The organism is Rhodococcus sp. AQ5-07, assembly GCF_009707305.1.
Taxonomy (GTDB): domain Bacteria; phylum Actinomycetota; class Actinomycetes; order Mycobacteriales; family Mycobacteriaceae; genus Rhodococcus_F; species Rhodococcus_F erythropolis.
Genome location: NZ_CP046099.1, coordinates 349,462 through 373,546, shown reverse-complemented (window position 1 = coordinate 373,546; position 24,085 = coordinate 349,462). Strand labels below are relative to the sequence as shown.

Here is a 24,085-nt window from a genome sequence, read left to right as displayed (position 1 = left end):
GTGCAGAATGACACACATGGAGCGAAAAAAGTATGCGTAGCCGCAAGAAACCGTCCGCTCGGATAGGTCGTCGCCCCTCCACAACGAGGGAGGGAATCAGCACGATCGGCATCGAACTGTTCTCCACCGTCGGCTTCAACGAGGTGAGCGTCGACCAGATAGCCGACGCCGCCGGCATCGCGCGTCGGACTTTCTTTCGCTACTTTCCGTCCAAGAACGCCGTCCCCTGGGGCGACTTCGACGGACATCTCGACGAGATGCGCGAGCACCTGGATTCACTGCCCGCTGACATACCGTTGGTCGACGCACTCGAATCCGCATTGTTGACGTTCAACACCTTCCCACCGGAAGAGACTGCGGTACATCGCAAACGGATGGAATTGATCCTCGAAGTTCCGACGCTTCAGGCATACTCTGTGGTGATGTACGAAGGTTGGCGGCAGGTGGTCGCCGACTACGTCGCACGCCGAATGAATCTCGAGCCGACCGATCACGGCCCACGCACGGTCGGCTATCTTCTGCTCGGGGTCGCCATGTCAGCGTACGAACAGTGGCTCACCGACGATTCACTCGAGCTACCGGAACTCTTGAAAACAGGCACGCAGTCCTTGCGGACCGGCATCACCACCTGAGAAGCATCACCACCTGAGAAAGGCGATCATGTCCACCATCACGAACGAACCGGTCCTGGATTCACTGGCACCGTCGACGCCGGGCTTGTGGTCGTTCGGGCATGTCACCGTCGAACGTGTCGATTCCGGTCCGATCTCGCTCGATCGTCGAGGCGGCCGACTCCACGTCAGGCACTCCCTCACTCCCGCCGATCTGAGCGAGCGACTCGTAGCCGGAGTCACCTCGTCGATCCAGGACGCGGAGTTCGGTCAGAACGAATTCGAGTTGACGATGGTCGGACTGGTTCGGTCCACCGTGGACGGCGCTCTCGAATCCTGGACCACCTACTACCGGAACTCCCTTGCCGAACTACTGGACGGCACTGCAGATTTCGCGCCGATTCACGACAAAGCCGAAGAACTGGTTCGCGGTTCCGTACTCGATCTGGGTTCCTGCTTCGGTTTCCTGCCCCTGCGGCTCGCGCGCGCCGGAATGGACGTGACCGCCACGGACATCCTGCCCGGAACGATGATCCTGCTCGACGCGGTAGCCCCCGAACTCGGCATCACGATCGACACGGTGATCTGCGACGCGGGTGAAGTACCGGCACCGGACAACAGCGCCGACACCGTCACCGCAATTCATCTCCTCGAGCACGTCGACGACTCGGTCGGCGAAGCCGTGATCGCGCAGGCACTCCGAATCGCACGTCAACGGGTCGTCATAGCCGTCCCCTTCGAAGACGAAGCCACCGCGTGCCACGGCCACATCCGCACGTTCGATCTAGAGTCACTGTGTGCGGTCGGCCGGCAGACCGGTGTGCCGTTCGAGGTATTCGAGCATCACGGCGGCTGGTTGGTGCTGGACGCATCGGCCGCCTGAAAAGAACTAGCCTTCTTTCAGCGTATGGGCGACAAGTGCATTCGCGTGCCCATGCCCCATCCCGTGCTCCGACTTCAACCAATTCACCAATTCCATGTGCTTGGTGAGGTCTGAGCTTTTGATCAGCTCTTGCCACTCACCGATCGGCCGACCGTATTTCTTCTCGATCGACGGAAAATACGACGCCGGGCCTTTCACGGGTTCAGTCATGACCGGAATCTACCTCCACCGCCCGACAATATTCGCGCACCTGCGGTGCCCGCATGTCCGCACCTGCGGAATCGCTGGGTAGATACGCGACCATCGGATTATGGTCGAAGTACACCCACCCCAGAGCACAGGAGTTTCAGAGATGCGACTGTCCACACGAAATCAACTCACCGGCACCATCACCGAGGTCAACCTCGGCACCGTCATGGCAACGGTCAAGGTGAAGTTGGACGGCGGCAACCAGATCGTGACTTCGTCGATCACCCGCGATGCCGCACTGGATCTCGACCTCGAACCAGGCCAAGCTGCAACGGTATTCGTGAAGTCCACCGAGGTGACGATCGGCGTCGAATAACTGGTGATCGCTGCGATCAGGGCCGGGTGAGATGCGTGGTCATCGTGTAGTTCTTGCTCGGCCCCGTCACGGTCCAGACGACCGCCCAAGCCGATCCATCTACTGCAGTGACGTCGATTCGCCCGCGGTAGGTGTCCGCACCGCACAGGTGCTCGACTTCCTCCCCCGGCGCCCAGTCGTGGAACTCTCTGCCGTCTTCGAATGTCACGGCCCATTCGAGGCCGCGCTTTGCAATGAACAGAGTCCGGAACACTGGCAATTCCAGATCGCCGTCACGCAGAGTGCCACTCTCGTACCAGCGCATCCGACCGTCACCGGCGTCGGAGATAGTGGTCTCGCCGAAGACATGCTTGGTGGAACCGGAAAGGCGGTCGACTATGTCGCGCTCGAAGTGCCACGTTCCTGCCAGCGCCCTCGGCTCGATCTTCGCGTCGTCAACCATGTGACGATTCTAGTGACCCTGGACAAGGACTTACGAAGGGGCCGAACGCACTGCGGGGAGTATGTTCCGAGTACATCCGGAACACGCAGGAGATTCACACAGACATGAACGATTCGGCCGCCCTTCACCAACGCACAGTGTTCGCAGAAGATCTCGAGATCGGCCAGGTGATCCCATTGGGCTCGTATTCGGTGACCGAAGAGGAGATCGTCGAGTTCGCAACCCAGTGGGATCCCCAGTGGTTTCACATCGACAAGGAAGCCGCCGGGTCCGGGGTCTTCGGCGGGTTGATCGCCAGCGGGCTACACACCCTGTCGATCTGCCAGAAGTTGGTGGTCGCCAGTCTCTACGACCAGTGGAACGTGATCGCCGGAAAGACCATGCGCGACGTGAGCTTCCTACGTCCACTTCGCCCCGGTGACACCCTGAGCGGAAAGGTCACCGTCGACAACGTCGTGTTCGACAATCGCGCGCGGGGATTGGTCACCATCACAGCGAAATTGGTCGATGCACACGGCAATCGCGTTCTCGACGTAGTCACTGACGCCTACCTGCACTGTCGCCCGACTCGCGGACAGTGAATTATCGGTAAATTCCGCACCGCATTGTCTGAATTGCCGTACTTTCAGTGACGTTGCGACGCAACAGTACCCATCCCCGCAAACAGGAGTTCCTCACACATGAGCAGCCTCGGCGAGATCAATCCTCTCGGCATTCTTCAGATCCTCATCTACATGCTCTTCGGTGGGTCGTCCAGCACTCCCGAGTAGACCCTAGCTTGCCATAGCCATAGTCAGCATCTAGGGTGCTGACTATGGCAATTAATAGTCAGGCGTCCGCGACGGTAGCGCCGTCGACCGACGCAGCGTGTCATCACACCGAATTCGACTCCAGCTGGCGGAGTTTCGACGGCATTCAGGGCGGACTCGCCGTTGCACGGATGCTGCGAGTGGCTGCCGACGCGTCCGGAGCCGAACCTCTGGCAGTCACGGCGCACCTGGACCGCCCCGTCCCTCCGGGGCCGGCCGAGCTGACTGTCGACGATATGCGGGGCGGGCGGACAGTCAGTTGCCACGTCACGCTGACCGGTTCGGGATCCGCTCTCGTTCGGCTAGCCCGCGACACAGGAGGCACAACGATGTCCGCCCCTGTCGCCGAACCGACTCCGGCCGACCCGTCAACCCTGCCGCCGCTGGAGATCCCGGTGGATTTTGTGCCGTTCTCCCAGCACCTCGACATCCGGCCGATCAATTCCGCGAGGCCGTTCGCCGGTGGCGACTCCCCGGAATTCGACGTCTGGATCCGATTGCTCACAGACCTCGATTTCACGGCCCAAGAGCGCGCCGCGGTCCTTCTCGACGCGCTTCCGCCCGGATTGTTCGCGACACTGACGATGCCCGTGGCTATACCCACTATCGAGTTCACCGCGCATTTCACACCGGAGCACCTCACGGCAGATCCCCGAACACTGTCACCGTGGTATCGCCTACGCCACGGGACCGCCTGGGCGACAGACACTCTCTGTGTTGACGAATCCGAACTATTCGACTCGACCGGACGGCTCGCTGCTCGGGCTCGCCAGCTTCGTCGAATTCTGAGTTGAACTCCCAACTGAGTTCAGCCCTACTACCCCTGGAGGTCGCGACGACGGAACGCAACAAGCGATGCTATCGAAAGCACTACTGCCACAACGATCATTGCCAGCAGCGGTAGAACTGTCACTGGCTCGGCGGGGGCACCCGGCACATGGGTGAAGGGTGACAGATCCAGCACTAACTGTGGAAGCTTCAGCAACGTTCCGAGTTGCCCGAGCACGATGCATGCCGCCAAGATTCCCCAGGAGAGCGCCGACGCGTAGGTCGGAAACAGTCCGAAAGCCAACGACACCAACCCCACGACTACAAGCACTGCAGGTAGATAGGCCAAGGCAGCGCCTGTCATGCGAAGTGTGTTGCCGCCGATGTCGTCCGTGACGAGCCCGAAGGCAAATCCGGTGAAGGCACCCATCAAGACGTGCGCGAGGATCACCCCGCCCACAACCACACCCAGGTGGGAAAGCATCCACCTCCACCGCGACAAAGAGGTTGCCAGCAACGGTTCGAGCCGTCCCGATGTTTCCTCGCCCCGCATCCGGAGAAGACTCTGGACCGAATATGCCGCGATCACTATCGAGGTGAGACCGAGAGCAGTGGCCAAGTACGAATCCACCAGATCCGTACCGCCGCCACCGAGTTTCTCGAACATCTCCGCGGTTTGCTGCGACGATCCCACCATCGCGTCGATCTCGTTGCCCACAGCGCCGTAGGCGAACCCGAGAATGACAACGGCAAAGATCCACCAGAACATCGTCATTCGCTGCATGCGCCACGCCAGGCCCCAAGCCGACGGCAAACACGATGCTGCAATCGGTGGGCCGGGCCGGGGCTGCACGAGCCCCGCTCCCTGATCACGATGGCTGATGAGAACAAACGCCACCATCACGTGCACAACCGCAAATCCGATCAGCAACAACAGGATCCACCAGGCGTCGTCGTCGAAAGGTCTGATCTGTTGCGCCCATCCGATCGGCGAAAGCCACGACAACCAACCGCTCACCACGCGAGTTCCGTCGTCGACGACCGTACTGTTCACGTCGCCGATCGCGCGCAGCATGAAGGCCACACCGATCGCGGCACCCGCCAGACCGTTGGCCGTACGAGCACCGTCGGTGATCTGCGCAGTCACCGCCGCCACACCGGCAAACGCGATTCCGGTCCCACCTATCGAAGCACCCAACGCGAGCGAACCAACGACAGGCAAACCGACGGCGATCGATCCCAGCGCAATTCCCAATGTCAGAACCAGGTTTGCACCGACCGTGACAATCAGTGCGGACGTCAGAAGCGCTCGCCGACCCACCACCGCAGCACCGATCATCTCGGCACGGCCGGTCTCCTCGTTCTGTCGTGTATGACGAACCACCGCAAGGGTGCTCATCAATGCCGCCACCAATGCGAACACGAGCACCGACTGACTGGCGACTATCGCGCCCTGCGAATCGCCGGACACGATTCCGTTGGTCGCCAGCGCCACCGGCGATACCGCGGAACTGACTGCGATGTTTCGTAATTCCTCGGGTGTCGAGTACAGCCCGGTCACACTGGCGACGACGAGCAGCATGAACAGGACGATCGAGATGACCCACACGGAAAGCTGAATTCGGTCCCGTCGCAAAGCCAACCGGACCAGTCGGCGTGTGCCGGTGAATTGACTTGCCGAGGCCGGTACCGGTGGAGCGGACTCGACAACAACGGTCACGGCCGTACACCGGTCTCGGCTCGCAGGTGGACCGAAGTCTCCCTGGCACGCTCGTCACCGTAATGACGCAAGAAAAGTTCTTCGAGTGTCGGCGGAGTGGAAGTGAGCGCCACGATTCCGAATCCGACCAAGTACGTCATGAGCGGTCCGAGTTGCGCGCTGTCGACTTCGCAGGTGACGTGGTTACCGTCGATCACCGCGTCGTGGACCCCGCCGAGCCCGTCGAGTCCGCCGATCTGGCGCTGTGTCTCCGCCGAGATGGACGTGCGCGTGAGATGCCTGAGTTCGGACAGCGTTCCCTCTTCCACCGTCCGCCCGTCGCGGATGATGCTCACGCGATCGCACAGCGCTTCGACCTCGGCGAGGATATGGCTCGACAGCAGGACCGTCTTTCCGGCGTGAGCCACCTCCTCGACGCAGTCCTGAAACACCGCTTCCATCAACGGGTCGAGCCCCGATGTCGGTTCGTCGAGTACGTAAAGGTCGACGTCGGACGAAAACGTCGCCACGAGTGCAACCTTCTGCCGATTACCTTTCGAGTACGTCCGCGCCTTCTTGGTCGGGTCAAGTTCGAAGCGATCGAGCAACTCGCTGCGGCGTTTTCGGTCCAAGCCACCGCGCAGACCCGCCAACAGATCGATAGCCTCCCCGCCGGTGAGGTTGGGCCACAGATTCACGTCGCCAGGCACGTAAGCGAGACGTCGATGCAAGGTAACAGCGTCTCGCCACGGATCGCCGCCGAGAACAGTTGCGTCTCCGGAGTCCGAGCGGAGCAGGCCGAGGAGCACCCGAATAGTGGTCGACTTTCCAGAGCCGTTCGGTCCCAGGAATCCGTGCACTTCACCTGCTGAGACTTCGAGGTCGAGGCCGTCCAGCGCGCGGGTGGTACCGAAGGTCTTGACGAGGCTTTTCACTGAAATTGCCGCACCCATGAATTTGACCGTACGCCGATTTCACAAATGTGTGAAGATAGAAAAGAAGAAAAGATCGAAGGGTTCCGATGACCGACACCAGCCACACCGTTGCACCGGACGAGAGCCGACATTTTGTCGAACGACTCTCACTCGTTCTGAGCGACATGGGTTTTCCGCCGATGCCTGCCCGCGTGTGGGCCGCGTTGATGACCAGCGAGACACCCTCGTCCACGCCAGGAGATCTCGGATCCCGATTGGGAGTGAGCCCCGCCGCCATTTCCGGAGCCGTCAGATACCTCCAGCAAGTCGGATTGATCGAGCGAGTGGCCGTCCCCGGATCGAGGCGTCAGCACTACTGCGTCAGCGTCGACATGTGGGCCGACGCGTTTGTCACGAAACAATCGTCCCTCTACCAGGTCTCGGCAGTTGCGGACGAGGGCATTCGGGTCCTCGGTGAAGGCACTACGGCCGGCGATCGTATGGAAGATCTGCGCGACTTCTTCGACTTCATGGCCGCGGAAATGCCGCGCATGCTCGCGGACTGGCGCTCCCAGCGAAAAGACCGGACACCTGGAAGGTAACTTCAGGTTTACCCGCATTTTCGGTGGGGTACCTCAATTCTCGTTCCAGCATGATGAGGTGCGCTGTACCCGAGGAGTTGTTGATGAAGCTGTCGATCAGGGGCGCGAAGACTTCACCGACGCCACCCTCCGCACGAACCGCTTCACCCGAAACCTGTGAACAATCGATTTCCTTGAACCGCAACGCCGCCGGGGCATTCGCCGGCGATCATCACGCACTGTCGAAACTCCTGGCCCGATTGCACCCTCGCGTCGTTCTCTACTATCGCGCCAGGCTTCTCGGGACGCCCGTCGCAACATTCGCCGACGATCTCGCCCATCAATGCACCCTGGACGTCGTCACACGAATGTCCGAAACGATCTCGGCCGACACACGCATCGAGAACTTCGCCTACGAGTTGGCCTCGCAACGGATTGCGTCAATTCCCCAGTCACGCAACATCGACGGACAATTCAAACGCCCACGTCGCCTCACCGACGACCAACGTGAGGTCCTGGTATTGCGAATCGCAGTGGGTCTGACTGCCGAGATGACCGCGTCGACTCTGCGCACAACTCGATCGAGCGTGCTCCTCGTACAGCATCAGGCGCTGCGCGCCTGGGCGGTCTCCGAGCGGAGCTAGATCAGACCTTGCTTACTCGCGGCGTAGACGGCCTCTGCTCGCCGACTCACCTCGAGTTTGCGCATGATGTTGCTGACGTGGAACTTGACCGTGGTCGGCGAGATGAACAATCGCTCACCGATCTTGATGTTGGACAAGCCGTTTGCGAGCAGTCTCAGTACTTCGAGTTCACGATCGGTCAATCGTTCTTTGGATGACGACTGCCCGTTGAGCGATCGGACGACAGCCGATGCGCTGCGAGAATCGAACGCACTCTCACCCCGCGAGACCGCCCTGATCGCACGTACCAATTCGGTGGTGTCGACGTCTTTGACGACATAGCCGCGAGCACCCGCGTGTACCGCTCGCACCACCAGTTGATCGTCGAGAAAGGTGGTGAGAACCAACAGTCCGAGCCCGGGATGCGCCGTGGACAACTGGCCACAAAGGGTCAGTCCCTCGTAGTCGGAACTGGCGGAGAGTTTCAGATCCATCAAGACGATGTCCGGGCCCACCTTGTCGACCACGGCAAGCGCCTCGGCGAGAGACGAAGCCTCCCCCACGATCTCGAGGTCGCTTTCGCGCTCGAGAACCGAGCGGAGCCCTTGCCGCAAAATTGCATGGTCGTCGACCAGGACGATTCGAACCAATCCCTGAACCGGCGATGCTCCGCGGGTGATGACGGGACGCGCAGTGGTCATGATTCCTCGCTCTCGATTTCAGTGGTGGAGCAAAGATTGTCGACATCCGCCTGGAGCGGAAGTGCCTGTGGCAGTGGTAGTGGCAGTCGCACGAGAATCTGAATTCCACCGATCCGCGCGCGCCGTACTTCGAGCGCACCACCCAACTCGAGAGTTCGTGTCTGCATGTTCGCCAGTCCGCGATGACGGCCGTCGACGTCGTTGGTGGCTGCGAGTTTGAGGATCAGACGCATCCGCGCAGGGTCGCCGTCACCGTCGTCGGAAACCGACAGCAGCACCGTATCCGCTCGATAGGTCAACCGCAGGACCGCTCGACTCGCATGGGCATGCACCGCAACATTGAACAGCGCCTCCCCCGCGATCCGCAGAAGAGCGTGTTCGACATCGCCTGGAAGCTCGGTCGGAGTGCCGCCGACGCGAACGCTGACCGCCAACTCGTCCGGCATGTGAACCACGCCGAGCTGCTCGAGCATCTCGGGCAGCGACGTCCGGTCCGCGTCCGAGGAATGATTGAGCGCGTAGATCGCCGAGCGAAGCTGCTCGACCGCCCGCCTGGTCAAATCCTTTGCCAAGTCCAGTCTTTCACTGCGTTCCGCCTCCGGGATGTCGCTCCGGCAGACCTCGATCTGCATGCCGGCCGACAACACAGCCTGTGTCACGCTGTCGTGAAGTTCGCGGGCGATCCGGTGCCGTTCGTCGTCGACCACCTGGTGCCGGTGAGCCACTCCGAGTTGACGCTGCGTGGACTCCAATTCGCTGTTGCGCACCGCGAGGTCGGCTGCAGTGCGATTGGCCTCCGCATATGCGTCTTCGGCTCGTTCGAGCAGTAGTTGTCCGCGCTGGTAGAGCGCCGAGTTCTGCAGGGCCACAGCAGTCTGGCTGGCCAGAATGCTGAGCACGGCTCCGTCCGTCGTATCGAGTGTCCGGTTAGCCGGCGTCCAGGCAGCAAAGGCGCCGACCACACCGCCGCCGAGTACGATCGGCACAAACGCATAGTGAGCGTCGATCACCGAGTTGGATTCGATTCTTCCGCACCGGATGTCGTCGAGGCATTCGACGACGTCCTCCGGAAGTGGTGGCCCCTCGACGTTGTCGACCAGAAATGGGGTGGCGTCCGGGCCGAGAACCAATCGCCGTGGTCCGGCGTCGGGCAATGTTCCGTCGGCCAAGGCGAAGACTATCCAGTTGGCACTCAGATGAGCACGGGCGGCTTCCGCGACCGCGCAGACGAGGGTTTCCGGCCCCTCGACGGTCCGCACCAAAGCCCGCGAGATCAATTCCAACGCATGTACGACGCGTTCGAGACGCTCGGCAGCGCCGCGGTACTGCGGATAAAACGAACTCTTACCCGAACGTAAACCGGTGAGCCGCGACAGGTCCGCGGTCATCGTCTGCACCGCTTCACCCTGCACCGCATCACCCTGCACCGCATCACACTGTCCCTCTTCACAACGCACCTCGGAACAACGCCACCATCTGCTCCTGCGTCGCTTCCCTGGGATTGGTGGACATGCAGGCGTCGAGCAACGCGAAGCTGGCAAGTCGACTGAGGTCTCCCTCGCGAACACCCAACTCCCCCAGCCCCTTCGGAACCCCAACCTCCCGGGCGAGACGTTCGACCCGGTCGGCCACCGCCAGCGCTGCTTCCTCCGGGGTGCCGTGCTGTTCAGGAAGGCTCAGTGCCGCAGCGATGGCGACAAAGGGGGCAGCGTCCGTCGTGGAATTGAATCGGATGACGTGGGGCAACAGAATTCCGTTGATGACGCCATGTGGCAGATCAAGCATGCCGCCCACCTGATGGCTCATGGCGTGCGCGGCTCCGAGTATCGCGTTGGTGAACGCCAACCCGGCCTCGAGACTCGCCTGCGCCATCACCGATCGAGCTTCCATCTCCATCGGGTCCTGGATCGTGTTCACCAGATTCTCCGTCACGAGGCCGACCGCGCGGAGCGCGTGATGATCGGTCAACGGATTGTGCGCCAGTGAGACGAAGGCTTCGATTCCGTGCGTCAGTGCGTCCAATCCCGTTGCAGCATTGAGCCACTCGGGCATCGTCGTGAGCAACCGCGGATCGATGACCGTCACATCTGGCACGAGGGCACGGCCGATGATGGTGATCTTGGTGCCGCGGGTCGTGTCCGTGACGATGCAGAACTGCGACACGTCAGCGCCCGTTCCGGACGTGGTGGGAACCATCACCAACGGCGGGATCGGTTTTGTCGCCTGATCGACACCCTCGTAGTCGAGTATGTTGCCGCCGTTGGCAGCGAGGACGGCTACACCTTTAGCCGCGTCGATGACGGAACCGCCACCGAGCGCGATGATGACGTCGCACTCGCCTTCCTGGTACACCTCGAAACCGGCCGCGATCTCGAAGTCCTTGGGGTTGGGCGTCAGCCCTGACCACACTGTCGCGGTCAAGCCCTGCTCCGTGAGATGGTCCTCGAGTTCGCTGACCCACCCCGCGTCGATCAAGCCGGGATCGGTGACCAGAAACGGGCGGAACCCGCCGAACCGCAGAGTCGCGTGTGCTGCCTCGACCAGGGAACCGATACCGAAGACGATCTCGGGGGCGTGAAATTTGACCAGTCGAGCAGCAGTGCCGCGGCGATGAACACCGTGGTTCACAGCATCCGGATATGCCACGGACACGACCCCACTCTCCTCTCGCGCGGCACCGAGATCACCGCTTCGCGAATTCCCAGCTCGCTCGCCCGAGCACCAACTGGTGTGATCCACCTTACAAGTGCTGGCCCCGAGCCTACGCGGACAGCAGTCGGGGCACACCCACCGAAGGAGAGGCACTTACCTACCCGTTCGGGCAGGTAGTCGTCGCCGGAAAATAGATGGCGCGGCAATCAGATCCCGTTGTACTTTCGGTTCTGGCCAGAGCGGCCCGTAGTACCGATCCAGAAGGTGTTTATGACCCAGCCCGCGCCGAGCGCGCCTCTCGCCCCTGCACTGCCGGCAACCTCGAGGGTCACTTGCTGATCCCCGAAACGACGGACTGACAGCCGCGAGGCCACTCGGCCTGCTCCTACCTGCTTTGTTCACTCAGCTAGGAGTTCTCCAGTGCCTCAATCACACAATTCCATCTCGAAAACCGACACCTTCTCGTGCATTCAGTGCGGACTCACCGTCCTGACGTACGGCCCCGATGGTGATCGCCGAAACCACTGCCCCAGTTGCCTGCATTCCCGACACCTGTTCGACCAGGTGGAAGGTGGACCGTCGGACTGCGGAATGCGGATGGCCCCCATTTCGATCGCGGTGCTGCGAAGCGGCGATTGGATGATCATCCACCGCTGCGCACAGTGCCTCGAACTCACCTCCAACCCCGTCAGCCGTGACGACAACCAGTTGTTGTTGATGAGGATGGCGGTGCGGCCGCTCGCACAACCACCCTTCCCGCTCGAAGCCTTCGGCGACTTGTGAGGGGTGAGAAAGCAGATGCCACGTAGGAATCCCAGCACCCGCGCGCGGCGGGCACCGCAACGGACCAAGCACGTATTGCACGGAATCGGCGGCGAACAAGGATCGAGCTTCCGTTGTCTCACATGCCGTTTGGACATCTCCACTGCGGCGCCGGGTACCGCACATCGGAACCACTGCCCGAACTGTCTGGCAAGCCGCCACGTCGATGGTCGTGTTCCGGGCGACCGGGCACAACAGTGCAGAGGTGCCATGGCGGCGCTGTCCCTGTCGGTACGGCAAGACGGTGAGTGGATGCTCGTTCACCAGTGCATCGAGTGCAATACGTTGAAAGTCAACAGGATCGCCGGCGACGACAACGCCCTGGTCTTGCTGCGGTTGGCACTACGCCCGTTGGCGGATCCTCGACTGGGCTCGCGCGCGTTGCTAGCGCTCTGATCGATCGTCCGGCGTAATCGCGCGGTCCTGCGCGCGATTACGCCGGACGAACACCACGAACACGATCCCGGCAAGCAAGCCGACCGCCGTCGGTCCGAGGACCAGTCCCGAATACAGCCACGGAGCAGGTTCTGCCGGAAAGAGGTCCATGAATATGGGCCCGGTGTATGTCGGCTCGGCAAACGGCTCCCGATAAGACCCGCCGGTGAGAATGTGAGGTGATGCCAACGAGTTCCACCACCACTGAAACACGCCGAGCGCCACCAACCCACACACGGCGCCGAGCACTGTCAGCGCCGCGATCGGCCGCCAGATCGATCCCCTGATTTCGGACATGAGATCAAACTAGTTCACGACGGATCGCGCAGTGACATCGGTGACGTGCAGTGACATCAGCGAAGTGCGTGCCCCAGTTCAGCGGCCTTTGCCATCAGTTGCGCGGCATCTCGGGCAACAACAACCTCGTCGCAGATCTCCGAATACTCCGGCATCGCGCACGATGCCTGGTTCCAGTAACGCTGAGGTTCAGGCGTGATCCAGGCCAGACGGTGAACCTTTCGGCGGAGTTCCTCGAGCTTGTCCACCTGTGGGGGCAACCCGTTGCACCGACCGTCGCCCACGATGATGACGGACGTCCGTGAGTTCAAGGTGTTTCCGTGCTCGTCCAACAATTCTGTGAGCACTCGACCGTAATCGCTGCTGGCTTCCAGATCCAGACCCGGGTGCGCAAGTACCGCAGCCAGTGCGCCGTCACCGCTACTGGCGAGAAGGGTGTCGGTCACGTCGACCGGACGATCGACGAATGCGAGGACTTCACAACGATCTGCCCGGCGATGCATTGCCTGAGCCAACCGCAGAGTGAACGCGGTGATCGGGCGCACGGACAGCGACACGTCTGCGATGAGAAGTAGTCGAACACGATCGGGGCGAGGAGCTTTCACGACCAGATGGAAGGGAATTCCGTCGGTGCGCAGACTCGAACGCACCGTGCGTCGCATGTCGAGATGCCCACGAGAGCGCTCCCGAGGACGAGGCCTGGACGGTCCTCTCATCCGCCGAAGCACCTCGTGGCACGCGAGTTCGATGTCGTTGTGCGTTGCGCCCGCAGCAGATTCGCTGTCGGGCGCATCGGGAGCGCTTTCGGCGAGTGCAGCGGCCGAGAGTGCTTGCACGAACGCTTCGACCGCCTCGACGAGCCGGTTCAGTTGCGCCTGCGTCAGCGGCCCGTCGTCGGAGACGTCCGCATACGCTTTGCTCGGGTCGTATGCATCCAGCCAGGCGAGGATCGACGTCGGATCGTCCCAGGACAACGAACCGGTCACTGCTGCAGCAACACTGGTGCTCAGGTCGCCGACCACTGCCGACGCGGCACGGTCCACGTCGACCGTGTAGCTGACTCCCCGTCGACCGGTCTCCGAACCGGTATCCACCGACAGTTCCGCATCGCTGGACGTCATCGACACATCGTCGTCGTCCTTGTGTGGGTTGAACCCCTTCTCCGCTTCCGGAGTCTCGAAGTAGTCGCCGACCTCGGCCGCGCGCTCGTTGTACTCGGCATACCGGCCTACTTCTTGATCCTCGTCGATCCCCAGCGCGGTGGGCAGACCGTCCGCCACCTCGGCGCGCGAAGCCATCCGCTCGGCGTGCGCTTTGCCTGCGGCAGGCCGGAACAGCGCGTCGAACGCCCGATCGAAACCGGCCTGTTCGTGAGAATACTTGGCGCACACTGCCCGAAGACATGCGCGCAACGTCTCACGATCCGAAGCTCCGACCATCGCGAGTACACGCCGAACCTCGATGACCTCGGCCGGTGACGCGGAAACCCCGGCTGCCCTCAGCAATCGGCCGAAACTCGCGGACACCACATCGAGAACAAACGACGGTTGCCACACGGCGAGGCCACCGAGCGTCGTCATCGCGTCGAACGGATTCCGCTGCCGCCGCGGATTCCCTGTTGATGGGGGTCACGTCCACCGGTCCCCCGGAACACGGCCGTCGTCGTGTTGGCGGGTTTGCTTGCCACCGTGGATCGCTCGATCGGCTCACCACCGTCACGCGACGGCGATTCGAGAAGCTTTCCGTCGAATCGTTCCTTGGCCAGCGTCACATCCGACGAGTACTTGAGCAACGCCGTGAGCAGGATGTCGCGCACCTTGGCGTCGGAAGCGGTGTCGAATCCGCTGGCGGCGAGCACTGTTGCCGCTCTGGCCGCGTCGATGACCTCCGAGATGGACGGGCTCTTGCGCAGCGGGAGATCACGCAAGATGCGAGCCAATTCGACAACCTCGGTGGCCGTAGCCGTATCCACCTCCGGCGCTCGGGCCGTGACGATCTCGCGTTCACGCTCCGACGTCGGATAGCCGAGATGGTAATGCAGACAGCGACGCTTGAGCGCGGGTGAGAGCTCGCGGGTGTCGTTGGACGTCAGGATGACCCAGGGCTGCGAGCGGGCAACGAACGTACCGACCTCGGGAATGGTGATCTGCTGTTCGGCGAGAATCTCCAGGAGCAGCGCTTCCATCGATTCCTCGGTGCGGTCCACCTCGTCGACCAGAAGCACTACCGGATCGGGCGAGAGGATAGCTTCGAGCAGCGGCCGCACGGACAGGAAGTTCTCGGAGTACAACCCGAAATCCTGATCGGCCAGAAACTTCGACGCTTCGGCGACGCTGTCGAATTCGGAAACCTGATCACTGATCCGGTCGCGAAGCATCTGCACGTGCAGGAGTTGCTTCGCGTAGTCCCATTCGTACAGGGCGCGATTGTCGTCCAGCCCTTCGTAGCACTGCAATCGCACCAGTTTGCGGCCCCCGATCGCAGCCAGAGACTTCGCCAGTTCCGTCTTGCCGACACCAGCCGGCCCTTCGAGCAGGAGCGGACGCCCCAACGCCGTCGCCAGATGAACGACTACCGCGAACTCGTCATCGGCAATGTAGTCCTGCTCTCGCAGAGCATCTTTCACTTCGATTCCGCTGGAGAAACTACGACCGGACATGGAATACCTTTCGATAGGGGCACAGCCCCTGTGCGCGCTCGAGGAGTCTCTGGACTCCTTAAGCGCGCACGGGGCCGAAGGCCCTGCTAGAAGTACGACTTGTTGATCGCGTGATCGACAACCGGGATCATCGACTCCACAGTGACCTCACGGGGGTTACCCGGGGTGCACCAGTCGTCCTGAATGTGCTCGGAGATGGCGCGCACAGTCTTCTCGTCACCCTTGATGACATCACCACGACCCTCGTACTTCTTGGTGTTCATCTGGTTCTTCGCGTACGAGTCTGTGCGAACCTGCCCGAAGTTGTCGGGGATACCGACGTCCTTGGCCAGACGGATGGCAGCCTCGACGGCAGCGTCCGCGGCCTGAACCGTGGTGAGGTTGCGAGTGTCGACACCGAGTGCGCCGGCCAACTGGGCGTAGCGCTCGTAACGCGAAGGCAGGTTGTACTCCCACACACGCGGCAAGGCGATGGCGTTGTTCAAACCGTGGTGGCTGTCGAAGAATGCACTGACCGCGTGCGAGATCGAGTGAACGATGCCGAGGCCACCGGAGTTGAAGGCCTGTCCGGCAATGTACTGCGCGTTCATCATTCCCTCGCGGGCCTTGAGGTTACGCGGCTCGAAGACGGCCTCGCGCAGGTTCTTCGCGACCAACTCGACCGAGTAGATCGCGTTACCGAGCGAAGGCGCGAAATCGAGACGAGAAACGAAAGGCTCACTGCCGTGTGCGAGTACGTCGAAGCCGCAGTACGCGGTGAAATGCTGAGGGCAGGTGTAGTAGAGCAGCGGATCGTCGATCGCCAACGTGACGATGGTCGCCTCGTCGAAGCCCACCCACTTGTGCGGGTTGTTCATGTCCGAGGTGTCAGTGATGACGTATGCCCACGACGTCTCGGAACCCGTTCCAGCCGTAGTGGATACGGCTATGTGCGGCGGGTTCTCCTTGTTGGTGGACTTGGCGAAGCCCTCGAACTCGTTGATGTTGCGACCGTCGTGTGCGATCACGACGCGAGCACCCTTGGCGGCGTCGTGGCTCGAACCACCGCCGATCGAGATGATCGAGTCGCACTTCTCCTTCTGATAGAGAGCCGCGGCCTCCATGACGTTGTAGTCCTTGGGATTCGACTCGACCTTGTCGTAGAGCACGACCTCGACACCCTGGTACTCGATCTTGCCGACGAGTTCCTCGATGATGCCCGAACCGCGCAGACCGGTCGTCATCAGAAGGGTGCGTTTGAAGCCGAGATTCTTGGCCTCCACACCGATGATGTCGTGAGCGCCCACACCCATCAGGGCGCGCGGGAAGGGGTGGAACTCCTTGATCGGAAAGTCCCAGATCTGGTTGAGCTCGATAGCCATCGGTATCTCCTCATGGATGTGCACGAATGTGACTGCGGGAGGGATTCGAGCCGATTCTTTGTGACCGGCGTCTCACCTGGTTCCCACTGTGTACCGACAAACACCCCGCGCACAGACTTCGGCAGCTCAACCGCCCGGACGCCGCCCGCGAACCGCCCGTTCGGGCAGGTCGTCGCCACCCCGGACCGCCAGGAAGGCCGGATCAGACTGCCGTGGTTCCCGCTGATCGGGAACGTGTTGCTCGGCGACTACGATCCCCAGTAGCTTTTCATCACTGCTAACATTGAACTAGAACACGTTCTAGATGTTGCACTTCACTGACCTGCGCTTTACCCAGCTTCACGAGAGGACTAGCTTCGCGATGACGACAGTCGAGGTACCGCACAGCTCGCGATCGGCGGTACTCACCGTGTCCGGAGTCATCGAAGAGACTTCCGACGCCCGGTCGCTGGTGTTCGAGATTCCCGCAGAACTGAAGGACAAGTTCGACTACAAGCCAGGTCAATTCCTGACCCTGCGCATCCCGAGTGATCAGACCGGCTCGGTCGCACGCTGCTACTCCCTGGCCAGTTCACCCTTCACCGACGACGCCCCCAAGGTGACCGTCAAGCGAACCGTCGACGGCTACGGCTCCAACTGGTTGTGCGACAAGCTCCAGGTCGGCGACACCATCGAAGTGCTGCCGCCGTCAGGTGTCTTCACGCCCAAATCGCTCGATCACGACTTCCTGCTCTTCGGTGCAGGCAGCGGAATCACTCCGGTGATCTCGATTCTCAAGTCCGCCCTCACACAGGGCAGCGGCAATGTCGTGCTGATCTACGCGAATCGCGACGAGAAGTCCGTCATCTTCGGCGCCGAACTGCGCGAGCTGGCAGCGCAACACCCCGGCCGCCTCACCGTGGTCCACTGGATCGAAACCGTGCAGGGACTCCCCGCCGTCTCACAACTGGCGACGCTCGCCAAGCCTTTTGTCGCGTACGAGGCCTTCATGTGCGGCCCGGGCCCCTTCATGGACGCCGTCCACAAGGCACTGGCAGAAGCGGGCATGCCCCGCACGCAGGTTCACGCCGAGGTCTTCAATTCACTCGCCGGCGACCCGTTCCGTGACGTCGAGGTAGCCGAGGTCTCCGACGAGGAAGCTGCCGACGCCGCAACCGTCGAGGTCGAACTGGACGGTGAAACCCACACCCTCGTCTGGCCGCGCAAGCAGACGCTCGTCGACATCATGCTCGCCAAGGGTCTCGACGTTCCGTACTCCTGCCAGGAAGGTGAGTGCGGGTCGTGTGCCTGCACCGTCACCGAAGGCGAAGTTCAGATGGACAACTCCGAAATCCTCGACGCCGAGGACGTGGCGAACGGCTACATCCTCGGTTGCCAGGCGAAGCCGATCACCGATCGCCTGAAGATCGAGTTCTGAACCCTGCTTCGATGCATGACGGCCCCTGATTCCCTGCGGAATCGGGGGCTTTGTCATCTTCTGAGCCATCATCCGCGCCATCTTCCGAGTCCCGCCCCGTCATCCACTCCGGCGCCGTTGTGGGCAACCGCCACAGCGCAAGAATCAGCACCAGGGTCACGATCAGGAAGCCTTCACGAAGGACCAACCCCAGCGGCAGCAGGAGCGGCGACGTCTCGATGAACTGCTGCCCCATGCTCGGCCCGCAATAGACGACGGCCAACCCCACAGCGGCCGCACCGAACTGCAGCGGCGATCGAAGCCGAAAGAGAACCGTGACGGCAGCAGGCACGAGATACACCCAGTGATGAATCCAGCTGATCGGCGAAAGGATCGGCGCACTCAATCCGATCACCAACGCCGCATCGACCGCACGACCGACGCGATATACATCTCGGGCGACCCAGAGCGCTACCGCCGCGCACAGCACGGTCAACGGCATCGCCAGAGACGCCGTCCATGTGCCCAGTGCCGCAAGTCCGCCCTGCAGTGAACTGTTACCGGCACTCGCGATCGCCTGCCCGCTCAAGTCCACCCGGTCACTGAGGTTCCAGACGACGTCCGACCAGAAGGTCCAGCTGACGGCCGGGTCCACCATTGCTGCGACGGCGGTCGCCGCGGCAAATCCGATCGAACTCCAGATCGCGAGTCGCCACTGCTTCGTGACGACGAAGTAGACGATGAACAGCGCCGGCGTCAGCTTGATCGCGGCTGCGACGCCGATCAAAAGTCCTCGTGGAAACCACCGGCCGAATCTCGAATCGCCTCTGCGGGTCACGTCGAGCAGTACGAGCACCATCAGCACCAGGTTCACCTGGCCGAAGGAGATGTGCGCGCTGACGATGGGTGTCACCGACACGGCCAGGACCAATGCCGCCATGACGAGCGGCCGCTTGGGGACGCGAGCGGGAGTGAACTTGGCGACTGTCCACACCACCGCCGCGATGCACAACGCCGACCACAGCAGATAGGCCGTCCACCAGTCGAAGAGAACAGTCGGCCAGAGGAAGATCACGGCGAACGGGGTATAGGTGAACGGCATGCCCTCGTCGACGATCAACGGGCCGACAAGGTTGCTCTCGTAGATGTTCGAGCCTGCGGCAAATGCCTGGGCAGCGTAGCGGTAGACGAGAAAATCAACGGGTTCGACGGCCCGAACGGAGTACACGAGATAACACAGAGCTGCGACGCCGGCAGCGATCAGTGAACCGATCGTCACAATTCGAGACGCCTCGACACGGGTGGCGGGCATACCGAGAATCGTCCCACAACCTACCGAGCGGTACTTCGCTAGCGGGCCGCCCGGAAGTGCGCTCGCTCGTCTGCGGTCAGGTGTTCGCACGCGTAGCTCAGCGCCGTGCGTCCCATGTCTGCTGCATTCTCAGTAAGGAAGCCGGTCAACAAATCCCGATCCACCCGCTTGCCCACCTCGCGGAGCATCCAGCCCATCGCTTTCTGGGTCAGGTCTCGTCGATCACCCAGCACCTGCGCGGCAAGCTCGAGCGTGGTCGACGCGTCGCCGCGAGTGATGAATCCGTACGTCGTCAGCAGCGCCACCCGTCGTCGCCACAGGTCAGCCGAATCGGAAAGCTCGAAGATCAGCCGGCGATCTCGGTCGTACAGCCAGCCGCCGAGGATCTGTCCGGCGGACGAATCCACTAGATCCCAATTGTTGACCCGCCCGTCCTCGACAGCGGTCAGATAGAAGCCTGCGATGCGAGCGCGGCCCTCGTCGTCGAAAAATTTTGGGCGACTGACTTTTTCGAATTGAGCGACCAGGATCAGCAGCCCGGCCAATCGGTGCTCGTGAACGTCACTGTCGAGAAGAAGACGTATCTGAGGCAACGCGAGTCCGACGTGCTTCTTCACCACCGATCGCGTCTTCGGTACTCGCACGCCGATGAATACGTCACCCTCGCCGTACTCCCCCGGCGCTGTCTTGAAGAACCGCTGCAAGTGGACGGCATCCGCGGGATCCGCGAGGTCGGCCAACTGCTCGATCACGTCCGGGGCACTCGATTGCGTCACCCCAGAACCTTCTCACGGGTCGTCTGTGCGGACTCTTCGATTCTCTCAGCGTCCTCACACCGTGTGCCCTGCTCGGCCACAGGTCGGCAGACGACACTCGAGGACAGTCAGTGAAAGGACCACCCATGATCACCGCCGCTATCGCATTCACCACTCTCACCCTCATGGCACTCTCGGGACATATCGCGGCAAGCGCGCCGCGTGGGCTCGTGGCCATCCGGACGAATGGTCACAAATCTTGATATTCGAGCCTCCGCATCGCCTCTAACTGCAACGCGAATGCAATTGGCGGAGAGTTGATCTCGATCTTCCGCGGGCGTGTACTACAGGTGGACACACTCTCGTCTTTGGAGGTCTCGTCATGAAGTCGTGGAATCGAATGCAAGATGCCGTCGCGGTGGTTCTCGGCGTCTTTGCGGCTCTCTCGCCGATGTGGCTCGACACCACCGATCGGGCAATGTGGTCACTCGTCGTCCTGGGTGTCCTGGTTGCACTGTCGGGTCTGGCGCACATGGCACGTCCGGACATGGCCATGGCGGATTACGCGATGGGTGTTTTCGGCGTCTTGATGTTCATTTCACCCTGGGTGATGAACTTCGACGCTCTGCGCGGTGCGTCGTGGACGGCCTGGGTTGTCGGGGTTCTGACCGTTGTGGTCGCGGTGAGTGCGATGCCGGTGATGAGTGCGCGGATGCATCACGGGGGTCACGGCGGCGTAGCCGCCCATTGACGGAGCGGCGTAGCTGCCCATTGACAGAGCGGCTGGATCAGGCTTTGATCGCGCCCAACAACCGCCCGGCGTCGAAGGCTTCGGCGCTGGGCGGTAGTGCGCCCGGACGACCGCTCACGAACACCTCGACGGTTCCCGATCCTTCGCCCACGGCACCGAGCCCGTCGATCCGCCGCAGAGTCTGTCGTGCAACGGCTTCGGCGCTGTCGAAGAGTGTGACGCCGGCGGGTAACCGTGCTGCGATCTCGTCGGCGAGCAGTGGGTAGTGGGTGCACCCGAGGACAACGCCGCTGACGTCGTCCGGCGTCCGGGCAACCGCGGAATCGATGGCAGCAAGTGCGGCTGCGCGATCACCGAGATCTATCGAATCGGCCAGGCCGTGGCACGGCACTCCGACGACCTTGGCGCCGTTGCCGAACTGCTCGATCAGATCGGCTTGGTACCGGCTGGCCGTCGTCGCGGCTGTAGCCCAGATCGCCACTGAATCGCACGCGGCAGCGGCGGGTTTGATCGCGGGCACCGTTCCGATGACCGGTACTTCCGGCCCGACCAGTTCTCGCACGTGTGGCAGCGCGGTGACGCTGGCGGTATTGCATGGAAGAACGATGACCTGAGCCCCACGATCGAGGCTCCGCCGCACCGCACCGAGTACCCGGTCGACGACCCACGGCTCAGGCTTGGGGCCCCAGGGGGCGCCGTCCGGATCCAGGGAGAGCACCAGATCGAGATCCGGGCGCAGGCGTCTGAGCCACGCAGAGGTAGGGAGCAGGCCCAGTCCCGAGTCGATGAGTGCAACGATCACCGCACAAATCTATCGCCTCGGAACCGGTCCTGCCTCATCCGTTCAGGCCGGTGTGGACTCCAACACGTCAGAGATGGGCGTGCCGGCCGCGATCTTGGCGCGCATCTTCATCACCGCTCCCGCGCTACCTCCGCCGACGACAGCTGCCAGCACACCGTCGCGCTCGTAGTAGGCGACGAACTTTCGGCCGTCGTCCTTGACGATGTGAACGGTGTCCGTGGGTGCGACGGTCCCCAACGCCTGGATCTTGACGTCGTACTGATCGCTCCAGAAGTAGGGAACCTGCGCCGGAGCATCGGGATCACCCGTTCCGGTGAGCGCTCCCGCCAGGATCTTGGCCTGGTCGCCCGCATTGGTCCAGTGTTCGACGCGCTTACGTCGATCACCGATCTGCCAGGACGCGACGTCGCCGACGGCCCAGACGTGTTCGGTACTGGTGCGGCCGACGCCGTCGCAGAGCACTCCGTTGTCGAGTTCGATTCCCGAACCATCGAGCCATCCCGTGACCGGCACCGAACCGACTCCGATCGCCACCACGTCGACCGGGATCTCCGAACCGTCGCTCAAGGTCGCAGTGGCAACCGCTCCGTCGCCGGACAACGAGGTCAAGCCGGTGCCGACGCGGACATCGACGCCCTCGTTCCGATGCAGACGTTCGACGAGGGCGCCAACGGTGGGGCCGAGCACCGACGCCAGCGGTGTCGGCTGAGGCTCGAGCAACACGACGTCGACGCCGTGAGACTTCATGCTGGCGGCCAGTTCGCAGCCGATGAAGCCGGCCCCGACGATCAGCGCACGCTTGCCGGGAGCCAGCTCGGCGCGAAGGGCCAGCGCCTCCTCGATGGAGCGCAGAACGTGCACTCCGGACAGCTCCGGAAGGCCGGCAATGCGACGCGGAGTCAGTCCGGTCGCGATGACCAACTCGTCGTAGTCGAGGGTGGATCCGTCCGCGAACGCCACCGACTTTGCGGCAGTGTCCACCGAGGTCGCGGGCGAACCGAGCTTGAGATCGACCTTGTTCTCGACGTAGAACTCTGCCGGACGCAGCGTCGTCTCGTCCTTGTCGCCGCGGATCACTTCCTTCGACAGCGGCGGCCGGTCGTAGGGCAGATGTGTTTCCCCACCGGCGAGCGTCAATTCACCCTCGAAGCCTGCTCGTCGCAGTTCCTCCACGGTCCGCAGCCCCGACAACCCCGCACCCACGATCACTATCCGTGCCACCACGTACCACCCTGTCCGACCCACGTCACTAGCAGCGCTCACTATGAACGCCGTCACTATTTGCCCCCGACTCTGCCATACCAAATGCCGGAGTAGGTGTGGTGCATCCCGCATGGCCACCTACCAGTCACTACAGTTGGAGGTACTTCAGACGCACGCACTGACACATGAGCAGGGAGCCCCCATGACCAGCGATTCCAGTGAAAAGAACAGCGTCCGATTCGGCGCCGACGGTGGCGCGGAACTAGTCAGCACCCAGGGCAAGACGATCATCGCCGACGCCGTGGTCGCCAAGATCGCCGGTATCGCGACCCGCGAGATCAACGGCGTGTACGACGTCGGTGGGGGCACCGCGCGCGCGGTGGGGGCACTTCGCGACCGCATTCCGGGCGCCCGCGTCAACCATGCCCAGGGCGTGGCGGTGGAAGTGGGCGAGAAACAAGCCGCCATCGACATCGGCATTGTCGCCGAATACGGCGTCGCACTCCACGAATTGGCGGTGGGTATCCGCCGAAACGTCATTGCCGCAGTCGAAAGCATGACGGGTCTCGAGGTCACCGAGGTCAACATCACCGTCTTCGACGTCATGCTCTTCGAGGATGCAGAGAGCGGCGGCAGTACCGATCCGGAAGCCAAGCCGAGGGTTCAGTGAGTACCGCCGACGCCGGCCGCGAGATCGACGCGGCCGAGGTCGTCGCCGACGCAGTTCTTGCGATCCCGGAAGTGGCAGATCTGCACGGCGGGCAATTCGGTGAGGTGGGAACCTACCTCCCCGGACGCCGAGTCACCGGCGTCGTCGTCGACGAAAACTCTTGTGCGGTACACATTTCCGTTCACTATCCGGCCGACGTTCGCGGCGTCGCCGAACGCGTCCGAGCGGTGGTGGCACGGTTGGTCGACGTACCGGTGAACGTGACCGTCGGAGACTTGTCGACAGCGGGATATCCACCCGAAAATTCTGAAGATGCAGTCACCGAGCTCTCCACTGTCACCGAGATCGCACCGAACATTCGAGAAGGGAACTGA

At 62.3% G+C, this 24,085-nt stretch carries 28 protein-coding genes; 13 read left to right on the top strand and 15 right to left on the bottom strand.

What is annotated here, in order from left to right; all coding sequences use genetic code 11:
* Positions 1-32: 32 nt before the first annotated feature.
* Together mftR and mftM are read left to right on the top strand one after the other, a co-directional pair.
* Positions 33-632, top strand: coding sequence for a mycofactocin system transcriptional regulator (gene mftR / locus GJB56_RS01905; protein WP_019744253.1), 600 nt, complete (start codon positions 33-35; stop codon positions 630-632).
* Positions 633-660: 28 nt separating this feature from the next.
* Positions 661-1,494, top strand: a complete 834-nt coding sequence (mftM, locus tag GJB56_RS01900; RefSeq protein ID WP_113682396.1) for a mycofactocin oligosaccharide methyltransferase MftM — start codon at positions 661-663, stop codon at positions 1,492-1,494.
* Between the two features lie 6 nt (positions 1,495-1,500).
* Here the strand turns inward: mftM and GJB56_RS01895 are convergent, their stop codons facing one another.
* On the bottom strand, positions 1,501-1,704 hold the full coding sequence (locus GJB56_RS01895; protein WP_019744255.1) for a DUF4287 domain-containing protein: 204 nt from the start codon (positions 1,702-1,704) through the stop codon (positions 1,501-1,503).
* 142 nt (positions 1,705-1,846) lie between these two features.
* Here GJB56_RS01895 and GJB56_RS01890 point away from each other — a divergent pair, with 142 nt between their 5' ends.
* Entirely contained in the window at positions 1,847-2,059 is a 213-nt protein-coding gene (locus GJB56_RS01890; RefSeq protein ID WP_003942061.1) for a TOBE domain-containing protein, read from the top strand.
* Between the two features lie 16 nt (positions 2,060-2,075).
* On the opposite strand, the gene GJB56_RS01885 is transcribed toward GJB56_RS01890, so the two are convergent.
* Entirely contained in the window at positions 2,076-2,501 is a 426-nt protein-coding gene (locus GJB56_RS01885; protein WP_019744256.1) for a DUF6314 family protein, read from the bottom strand.
* Positions 2,502-2,605: 104 nt separating this feature from the next.
* Here GJB56_RS01885 and GJB56_RS01880 point away from each other — a divergent pair, with 104 nt between their 5' ends.
* On the top strand, positions 2,606-3,082 hold the full coding sequence (locus GJB56_RS01880) for a MaoC/PaaZ C-terminal domain-containing protein (protein WP_113682395.1): 477 nt from the start codon (positions 2,606-2,608) through the stop codon (positions 3,080-3,082).
* A gap of 233 nt (positions 3,083-3,315) precedes the next feature.
* The gene (locus tag GJB56_RS01875) at positions 3,316-4,104 is read left to right on the top strand and encodes a thioesterase family protein (protein ID WP_113682394.1); all 789 of its coding nucleotides are present in this window, start codon (positions 3,316-3,318) and stop codon (positions 4,102-4,104) included.
* A gap of 23 nt (positions 4,105-4,127) precedes the next feature.
* On the opposite strand, the gene GJB56_RS01870 is transcribed toward GJB56_RS01875, so the two are convergent.
* Both GJB56_RS01870 and GJB56_RS01865 read right to left on the bottom strand, forming a co-directional pair.
* The gene (locus GJB56_RS01870) at positions 4,128-5,798 is read right to left on the bottom strand and encodes an ABC transporter permease (RefSeq protein ID WP_113682393.1); all 1,671 of its coding nucleotides are present in this window, start codon (positions 5,796-5,798) and stop codon (positions 4,128-4,130) included.
* Positions 5,795-6,730 carry an ABC transporter ATP-binding protein gene (locus tag GJB56_RS01865; RefSeq protein WP_113682392.1) on the bottom strand — a complete coding sequence of 312 codons (936 nt, stop codon included), beginning with the start codon at positions 6,728-6,730 and terminating at the stop codon, positions 5,795-5,797. The genes GJB56_RS01870 and GJB56_RS01865 overlap by 4 nt, the downstream gene beginning before the upstream one ends.
* Before the next feature lie 68 nt (positions 6,731-6,798).
* On the opposite strand from GJB56_RS01865, the gene GJB56_RS01860 reads away from it, so the two are divergent.
* Together GJB56_RS01860 and GJB56_RS01855 are read left to right on the top strand one after the other, a co-directional pair.
* On the top strand, positions 6,799-7,293 hold the full coding sequence (locus GJB56_RS01860) for a GbsR/MarR family transcriptional regulator (protein WP_019744262.1): 495 nt from the start codon (positions 6,799-6,801) through the stop codon (positions 7,291-7,293).
* A gap of 83 nt (positions 7,294-7,376) precedes the next feature.
* Positions 7,377-7,916 (top strand): RNA polymerase subunit sigma, encoded by a 540-nt coding sequence (locus GJB56_RS01855; RefSeq protein ID WP_041815731.1) that lies wholly within the window; start codon positions 7,377-7,379, stop codon positions 7,914-7,916.
* Here the strand turns inward: GJB56_RS01855 and GJB56_RS01850 are convergent.
* The 3 genes from GJB56_RS01850 to GJB56_RS01840 are packed head-to-tail and all read right to left on the bottom strand — an operon-like array spanning position 7,913 to position 11,248.
* Positions 7,913-8,596, bottom strand: a complete 684-nt coding sequence (locus GJB56_RS01850; protein ID WP_019744264.1) for a MadR family response regulator transcription factor — start codon at positions 8,594-8,596, stop codon at positions 7,913-7,915. The two genes, GJB56_RS01855 and GJB56_RS01850, sit on opposite strands and share 4 nt — an antisense overlap.
* On the bottom strand, positions 8,593-9,984 hold the full coding sequence (locus tag GJB56_RS01845) for a MadS family sensor histidine kinase (RefSeq protein WP_113682450.1): 1,392 nt from the start codon (positions 9,982-9,984) through the stop codon (positions 8,593-8,595). The genes GJB56_RS01850 and GJB56_RS01845 overlap by 4 nt, the downstream gene beginning before the upstream one ends.
* Before the next feature lie 58 nt (positions 9,985-10,042).
* Positions 10,043-11,248, bottom strand: coding sequence for an iron-containing alcohol dehydrogenase (locus GJB56_RS01840; RefSeq protein ID WP_020968994.1), 1,206 nt, complete (start codon positions 11,246-11,248; stop codon positions 10,043-10,045).
* 420 nt (positions 11,249-11,668) lie between these two features.
* Between GJB56_RS01840 and GJB56_RS01835 the strand changes: the two genes are divergently transcribed.
* Both GJB56_RS01835 and GJB56_RS01830 read left to right on the top strand, forming a co-directional pair.
* Complete coding sequence (locus tag GJB56_RS01835) at positions 11,669-12,031, top strand: RNHCP domain-containing protein (RefSeq protein ID WP_113682391.1); 363 nt, start codon at positions 11,669-11,671, stop codon at positions 12,029-12,031.
* A 15-nt stretch (positions 12,032-12,046) separates the two neighbouring features.
* The gene (locus tag GJB56_RS01830) at positions 12,047-12,466 is read left to right on the top strand and encodes an RNHCP domain-containing protein (protein ID WP_113682390.1); all 420 of its coding nucleotides are present in this window, start codon (positions 12,047-12,049) and stop codon (positions 12,464-12,466) included.
* Here the strand turns inward: GJB56_RS01830 and GJB56_RS01825 are convergent.
* From GJB56_RS01825 to mdo, 4 genes are all read right to left on the bottom strand, one after another.
* On the bottom strand, positions 12,455-12,802 hold the full coding sequence (locus tag GJB56_RS01825; RefSeq protein WP_020968992.1) for a hypothetical protein: 348 nt from the start codon (positions 12,800-12,802) through the stop codon (positions 12,455-12,457). The genes GJB56_RS01830 and GJB56_RS01825 overlap by 12 nt on opposite strands.
* 56 nt (positions 12,803-12,858) lie before the next feature.
* On the bottom strand, positions 12,859-14,382 hold the full coding sequence (gene madC / locus GJB56_RS01820) for a MadC family VWA domain-containing protein (RefSeq protein ID WP_113682389.1): 1,524 nt from the start codon (positions 14,380-14,382) through the stop codon (positions 12,859-12,861).
* A complete protein-coding gene (locus GJB56_RS01815) occupies positions 14,379-15,461 on the bottom strand; it encodes a MadB family AAA-type ATPase (RefSeq protein WP_113682388.1) in 1,083 nt (360 codons plus the stop codon). The genes madC and GJB56_RS01815 overlap by 4 nt, the downstream gene beginning before the upstream one ends.
* An 86-nt stretch (positions 15,462-15,547) precedes the next feature.
* Positions 15,548-16,822 carry an NDMA-dependent methanol dehydrogenase gene (gene mdo, locus GJB56_RS01810; RefSeq protein ID WP_003942095.1) on the bottom strand — a complete coding sequence of 425 codons (1,275 nt, stop codon included), beginning with the start codon at positions 16,820-16,822 and terminating at the stop codon, positions 15,548-15,550.
* A 361-nt stretch (positions 16,823-17,183) separates the two neighbouring features.
* Between mdo and GJB56_RS01800 the strand changes: the two genes are divergently transcribed.
* Complete coding sequence (locus GJB56_RS01800) at positions 17,184-18,239, top strand: ferredoxin--NADP reductase (RefSeq protein ID WP_020906844.1); 1,056 nt, start codon at positions 17,184-17,186, stop codon at positions 18,237-18,239.
* On the opposite strand, the gene GJB56_RS01795 is transcribed toward GJB56_RS01800, so the two are convergent.
* Complete coding sequence (locus GJB56_RS01795) at positions 18,211-19,530, bottom strand: glycosyltransferase 87 family protein (RefSeq protein ID WP_113682386.1); 1,320 nt, start codon at positions 19,528-19,530, stop codon at positions 18,211-18,213. The two genes, GJB56_RS01800 and GJB56_RS01795, sit on opposite strands and share 29 nt — an antisense overlap.
* Before the next feature lie 38 nt (positions 19,531-19,568).
* Positions 19,569-20,306, bottom strand: a complete 738-nt coding sequence (locus tag GJB56_RS01790) for a DNA alkylation repair protein (RefSeq protein ID WP_031333080.1) — start codon at positions 20,304-20,306, stop codon at positions 19,569-19,571.
* Between the two features lie 361 nt (positions 20,307-20,667).
* Here GJB56_RS01790 and GJB56_RS01785 point away from each other — a divergent pair, with 361 nt between their 5' ends.
* Positions 20,668-21,036 (top strand): SPW repeat domain-containing protein, encoded by a 369-nt coding sequence (locus GJB56_RS01785; protein WP_019744276.1) that lies wholly within the window; start codon positions 20,668-20,670, stop codon positions 21,034-21,036.
* Positions 21,037-21,073: 37 nt separating this feature from the next.
* Here the strand turns inward: GJB56_RS01785 and GJB56_RS01780 are convergent, their stop codons facing one another.
* Together GJB56_RS01780 and GJB56_RS01775 are read right to left on the bottom strand one after the other, a co-directional pair.
* The gene (locus GJB56_RS01780) at positions 21,074-21,838 is read right to left on the bottom strand and encodes a glutamate racemase (RefSeq protein ID WP_029254872.1); all 765 of its coding nucleotides are present in this window, start codon (positions 21,836-21,838) and stop codon (positions 21,074-21,076) included.
* A 42-nt stretch (positions 21,839-21,880) separates the two neighbouring features.
* Positions 21,881-23,059, bottom strand: coding sequence for an NAD(P)/FAD-dependent oxidoreductase (locus GJB56_RS01775; protein WP_029254871.1), 1,179 nt, complete (start codon positions 23,057-23,059; stop codon positions 21,881-21,883).
* Between the two features lie 184 nt (positions 23,060-23,243).
* On the opposite strand from GJB56_RS01775, the gene GJB56_RS01770 reads away from it, so the two are divergent.
* On the top strand, positions 23,244-23,711 hold the full coding sequence (locus tag GJB56_RS01770) for an Asp23/Gls24 family envelope stress response protein (protein ID WP_003941912.1): 468 nt from the start codon (positions 23,244-23,246) through the stop codon (positions 23,709-23,711).
* Positions 23,708-24,085: a hypothetical protein gene (locus GJB56_RS01765; RefSeq protein ID WP_020906840.1), complete on the top strand. Its 378-nt coding sequence runs from the start codon at positions 23,708-23,710 to the stop codon at positions 24,083-24,085. Before GJB56_RS01770 ends, GJB56_RS01765 begins: the two co-directional genes overlap by 4 nt.

What these genes read in the sequence shown, in the direction of transcription:
- mdo (WP_003942095.1), bottom strand. Translation starts at nt 16,822, where the DNA reads ATGGCTATCGAGCTCAACCAGATCTGGGACTTTCCGATCAAGGAGTTC.
- GJB56_RS01830 (WP_113682390.1), top strand. Translation starts at nt 12,047, where the DNA reads ATGCCACGTAGGAATCCCAGCACCCGCGCGCGGCGGGCACCGCAACGG.
- GJB56_RS01795 (WP_113682386.1), bottom strand. Translation starts at nt 19,530, where the DNA reads ATGCCCGCCACCCGTGTCGAGGCGTCTCGAATTGTGACGATCGGTTCA.
- GJB56_RS01850 (WP_019744264.1), bottom strand. Translation starts at nt 8,596, where the DNA reads ATGACCACTGCGCGTCCCGTCATCACCCGCGGAGCATCGCCGGTTCAG.
- GJB56_RS01845 (WP_113682450.1), bottom strand. Translation starts at nt 9,984, where the DNA reads ATGACCGCGGACCTGTCGCGGCTCACCGGTTTACGTTCGGGTAAGAGT.
- GJB56_RS01875 (WP_113682394.1), top strand. Translation starts at nt 3,316, where the DNA reads ATGGCAATTAATAGTCAGGCGTCCGCGACGGTAGCGCCGTCGACCGAC.
- GJB56_RS01800 (WP_020906844.1), top strand. Translation starts at nt 17,184, where the DNA reads ATGACGACAGTCGAGGTACCGCACAGCTCGCGATCGGCGGTACTCACC.
- mftR (WP_019744253.1), top strand. Translation starts at nt 33, where the DNA reads ATGCGTAGCCGCAAGAAACCGTCCGCTCGGATAGGTCGTCGCCCCTCC.
- GJB56_RS01885 (WP_019744256.1), bottom strand. Translation starts at nt 2,501, where the DNA reads ATGGTTGACGACGCGAAGATCGAGCCGAGGGCGCTGGCAGGAACGTGG.
- GJB56_RS01785 (WP_019744276.1), top strand. Translation starts at nt 20,668, where the DNA reads ATGAAGTCGTGGAATCGAATGCAAGATGCCGTCGCGGTGGTTCTCGGC.
- GJB56_RS01825 (WP_020968992.1), bottom strand. Translation starts at nt 12,802, where the DNA reads ATGTCCGAAATCAGGGGATCGATCTGGCGGCCGATCGCGGCGCTGACA.
- GJB56_RS01880 (WP_113682395.1), top strand. Translation starts at nt 2,606, where the DNA reads ATGAACGATTCGGCCGCCCTTCACCAACGCACAGTGTTCGCAGAAGAT.
- GJB56_RS01865 (WP_113682392.1), bottom strand. Translation starts at nt 6,730, where the DNA reads ATGGGTGCGGCAATTTCAGTGAAAAGCCTCGTCAAGACCTTCGGTACC.
- mftM (WP_113682396.1), top strand. Translation starts at nt 661, where the DNA reads ATGTCCACCATCACGAACGAACCGGTCCTGGATTCACTGGCACCGTCG.
- GJB56_RS01855 (WP_041815731.1), top strand. Translation starts at nt 7,377, where the DNA reads ATGAAGCTGTCGATCAGGGGCGCGAAGACTTCACCGACGCCACCCTCC.
- GJB56_RS01860 (WP_019744262.1), top strand. Translation starts at nt 6,799, where the DNA reads ATGACCGACACCAGCCACACCGTTGCACCGGACGAGAGCCGACATTTT.
- GJB56_RS01815 (WP_113682388.1), bottom strand. Translation starts at nt 15,461, where the DNA reads ATGTCCGGTCGTAGTTTCTCCAGCGGAATCGAAGTGAAAGATGCTCTG.
- GJB56_RS01890 (WP_003942061.1), top strand. Translation starts at nt 1,847, where the DNA reads ATGCGACTGTCCACACGAAATCAACTCACCGGCACCATCACCGAGGTC.
- madC (WP_113682389.1), bottom strand. Translation starts at nt 14,382, where the DNA reads ATGACGACGCTCGGTGGCCTCGCCGTGTGGCAACCGTCGTTTGTTCTC.
- GJB56_RS01895 (WP_019744255.1), bottom strand. Translation starts at nt 1,704, where the DNA reads ATGACTGAACCCGTGAAAGGCCCGGCGTCGTATTTTCCGTCGATCGAG.
- GJB56_RS01770 (WP_003941912.1), top strand. Translation starts at nt 23,244, where the DNA reads ATGACCAGCGATTCCAGTGAAAAGAACAGCGTCCGATTCGGCGCCGAC.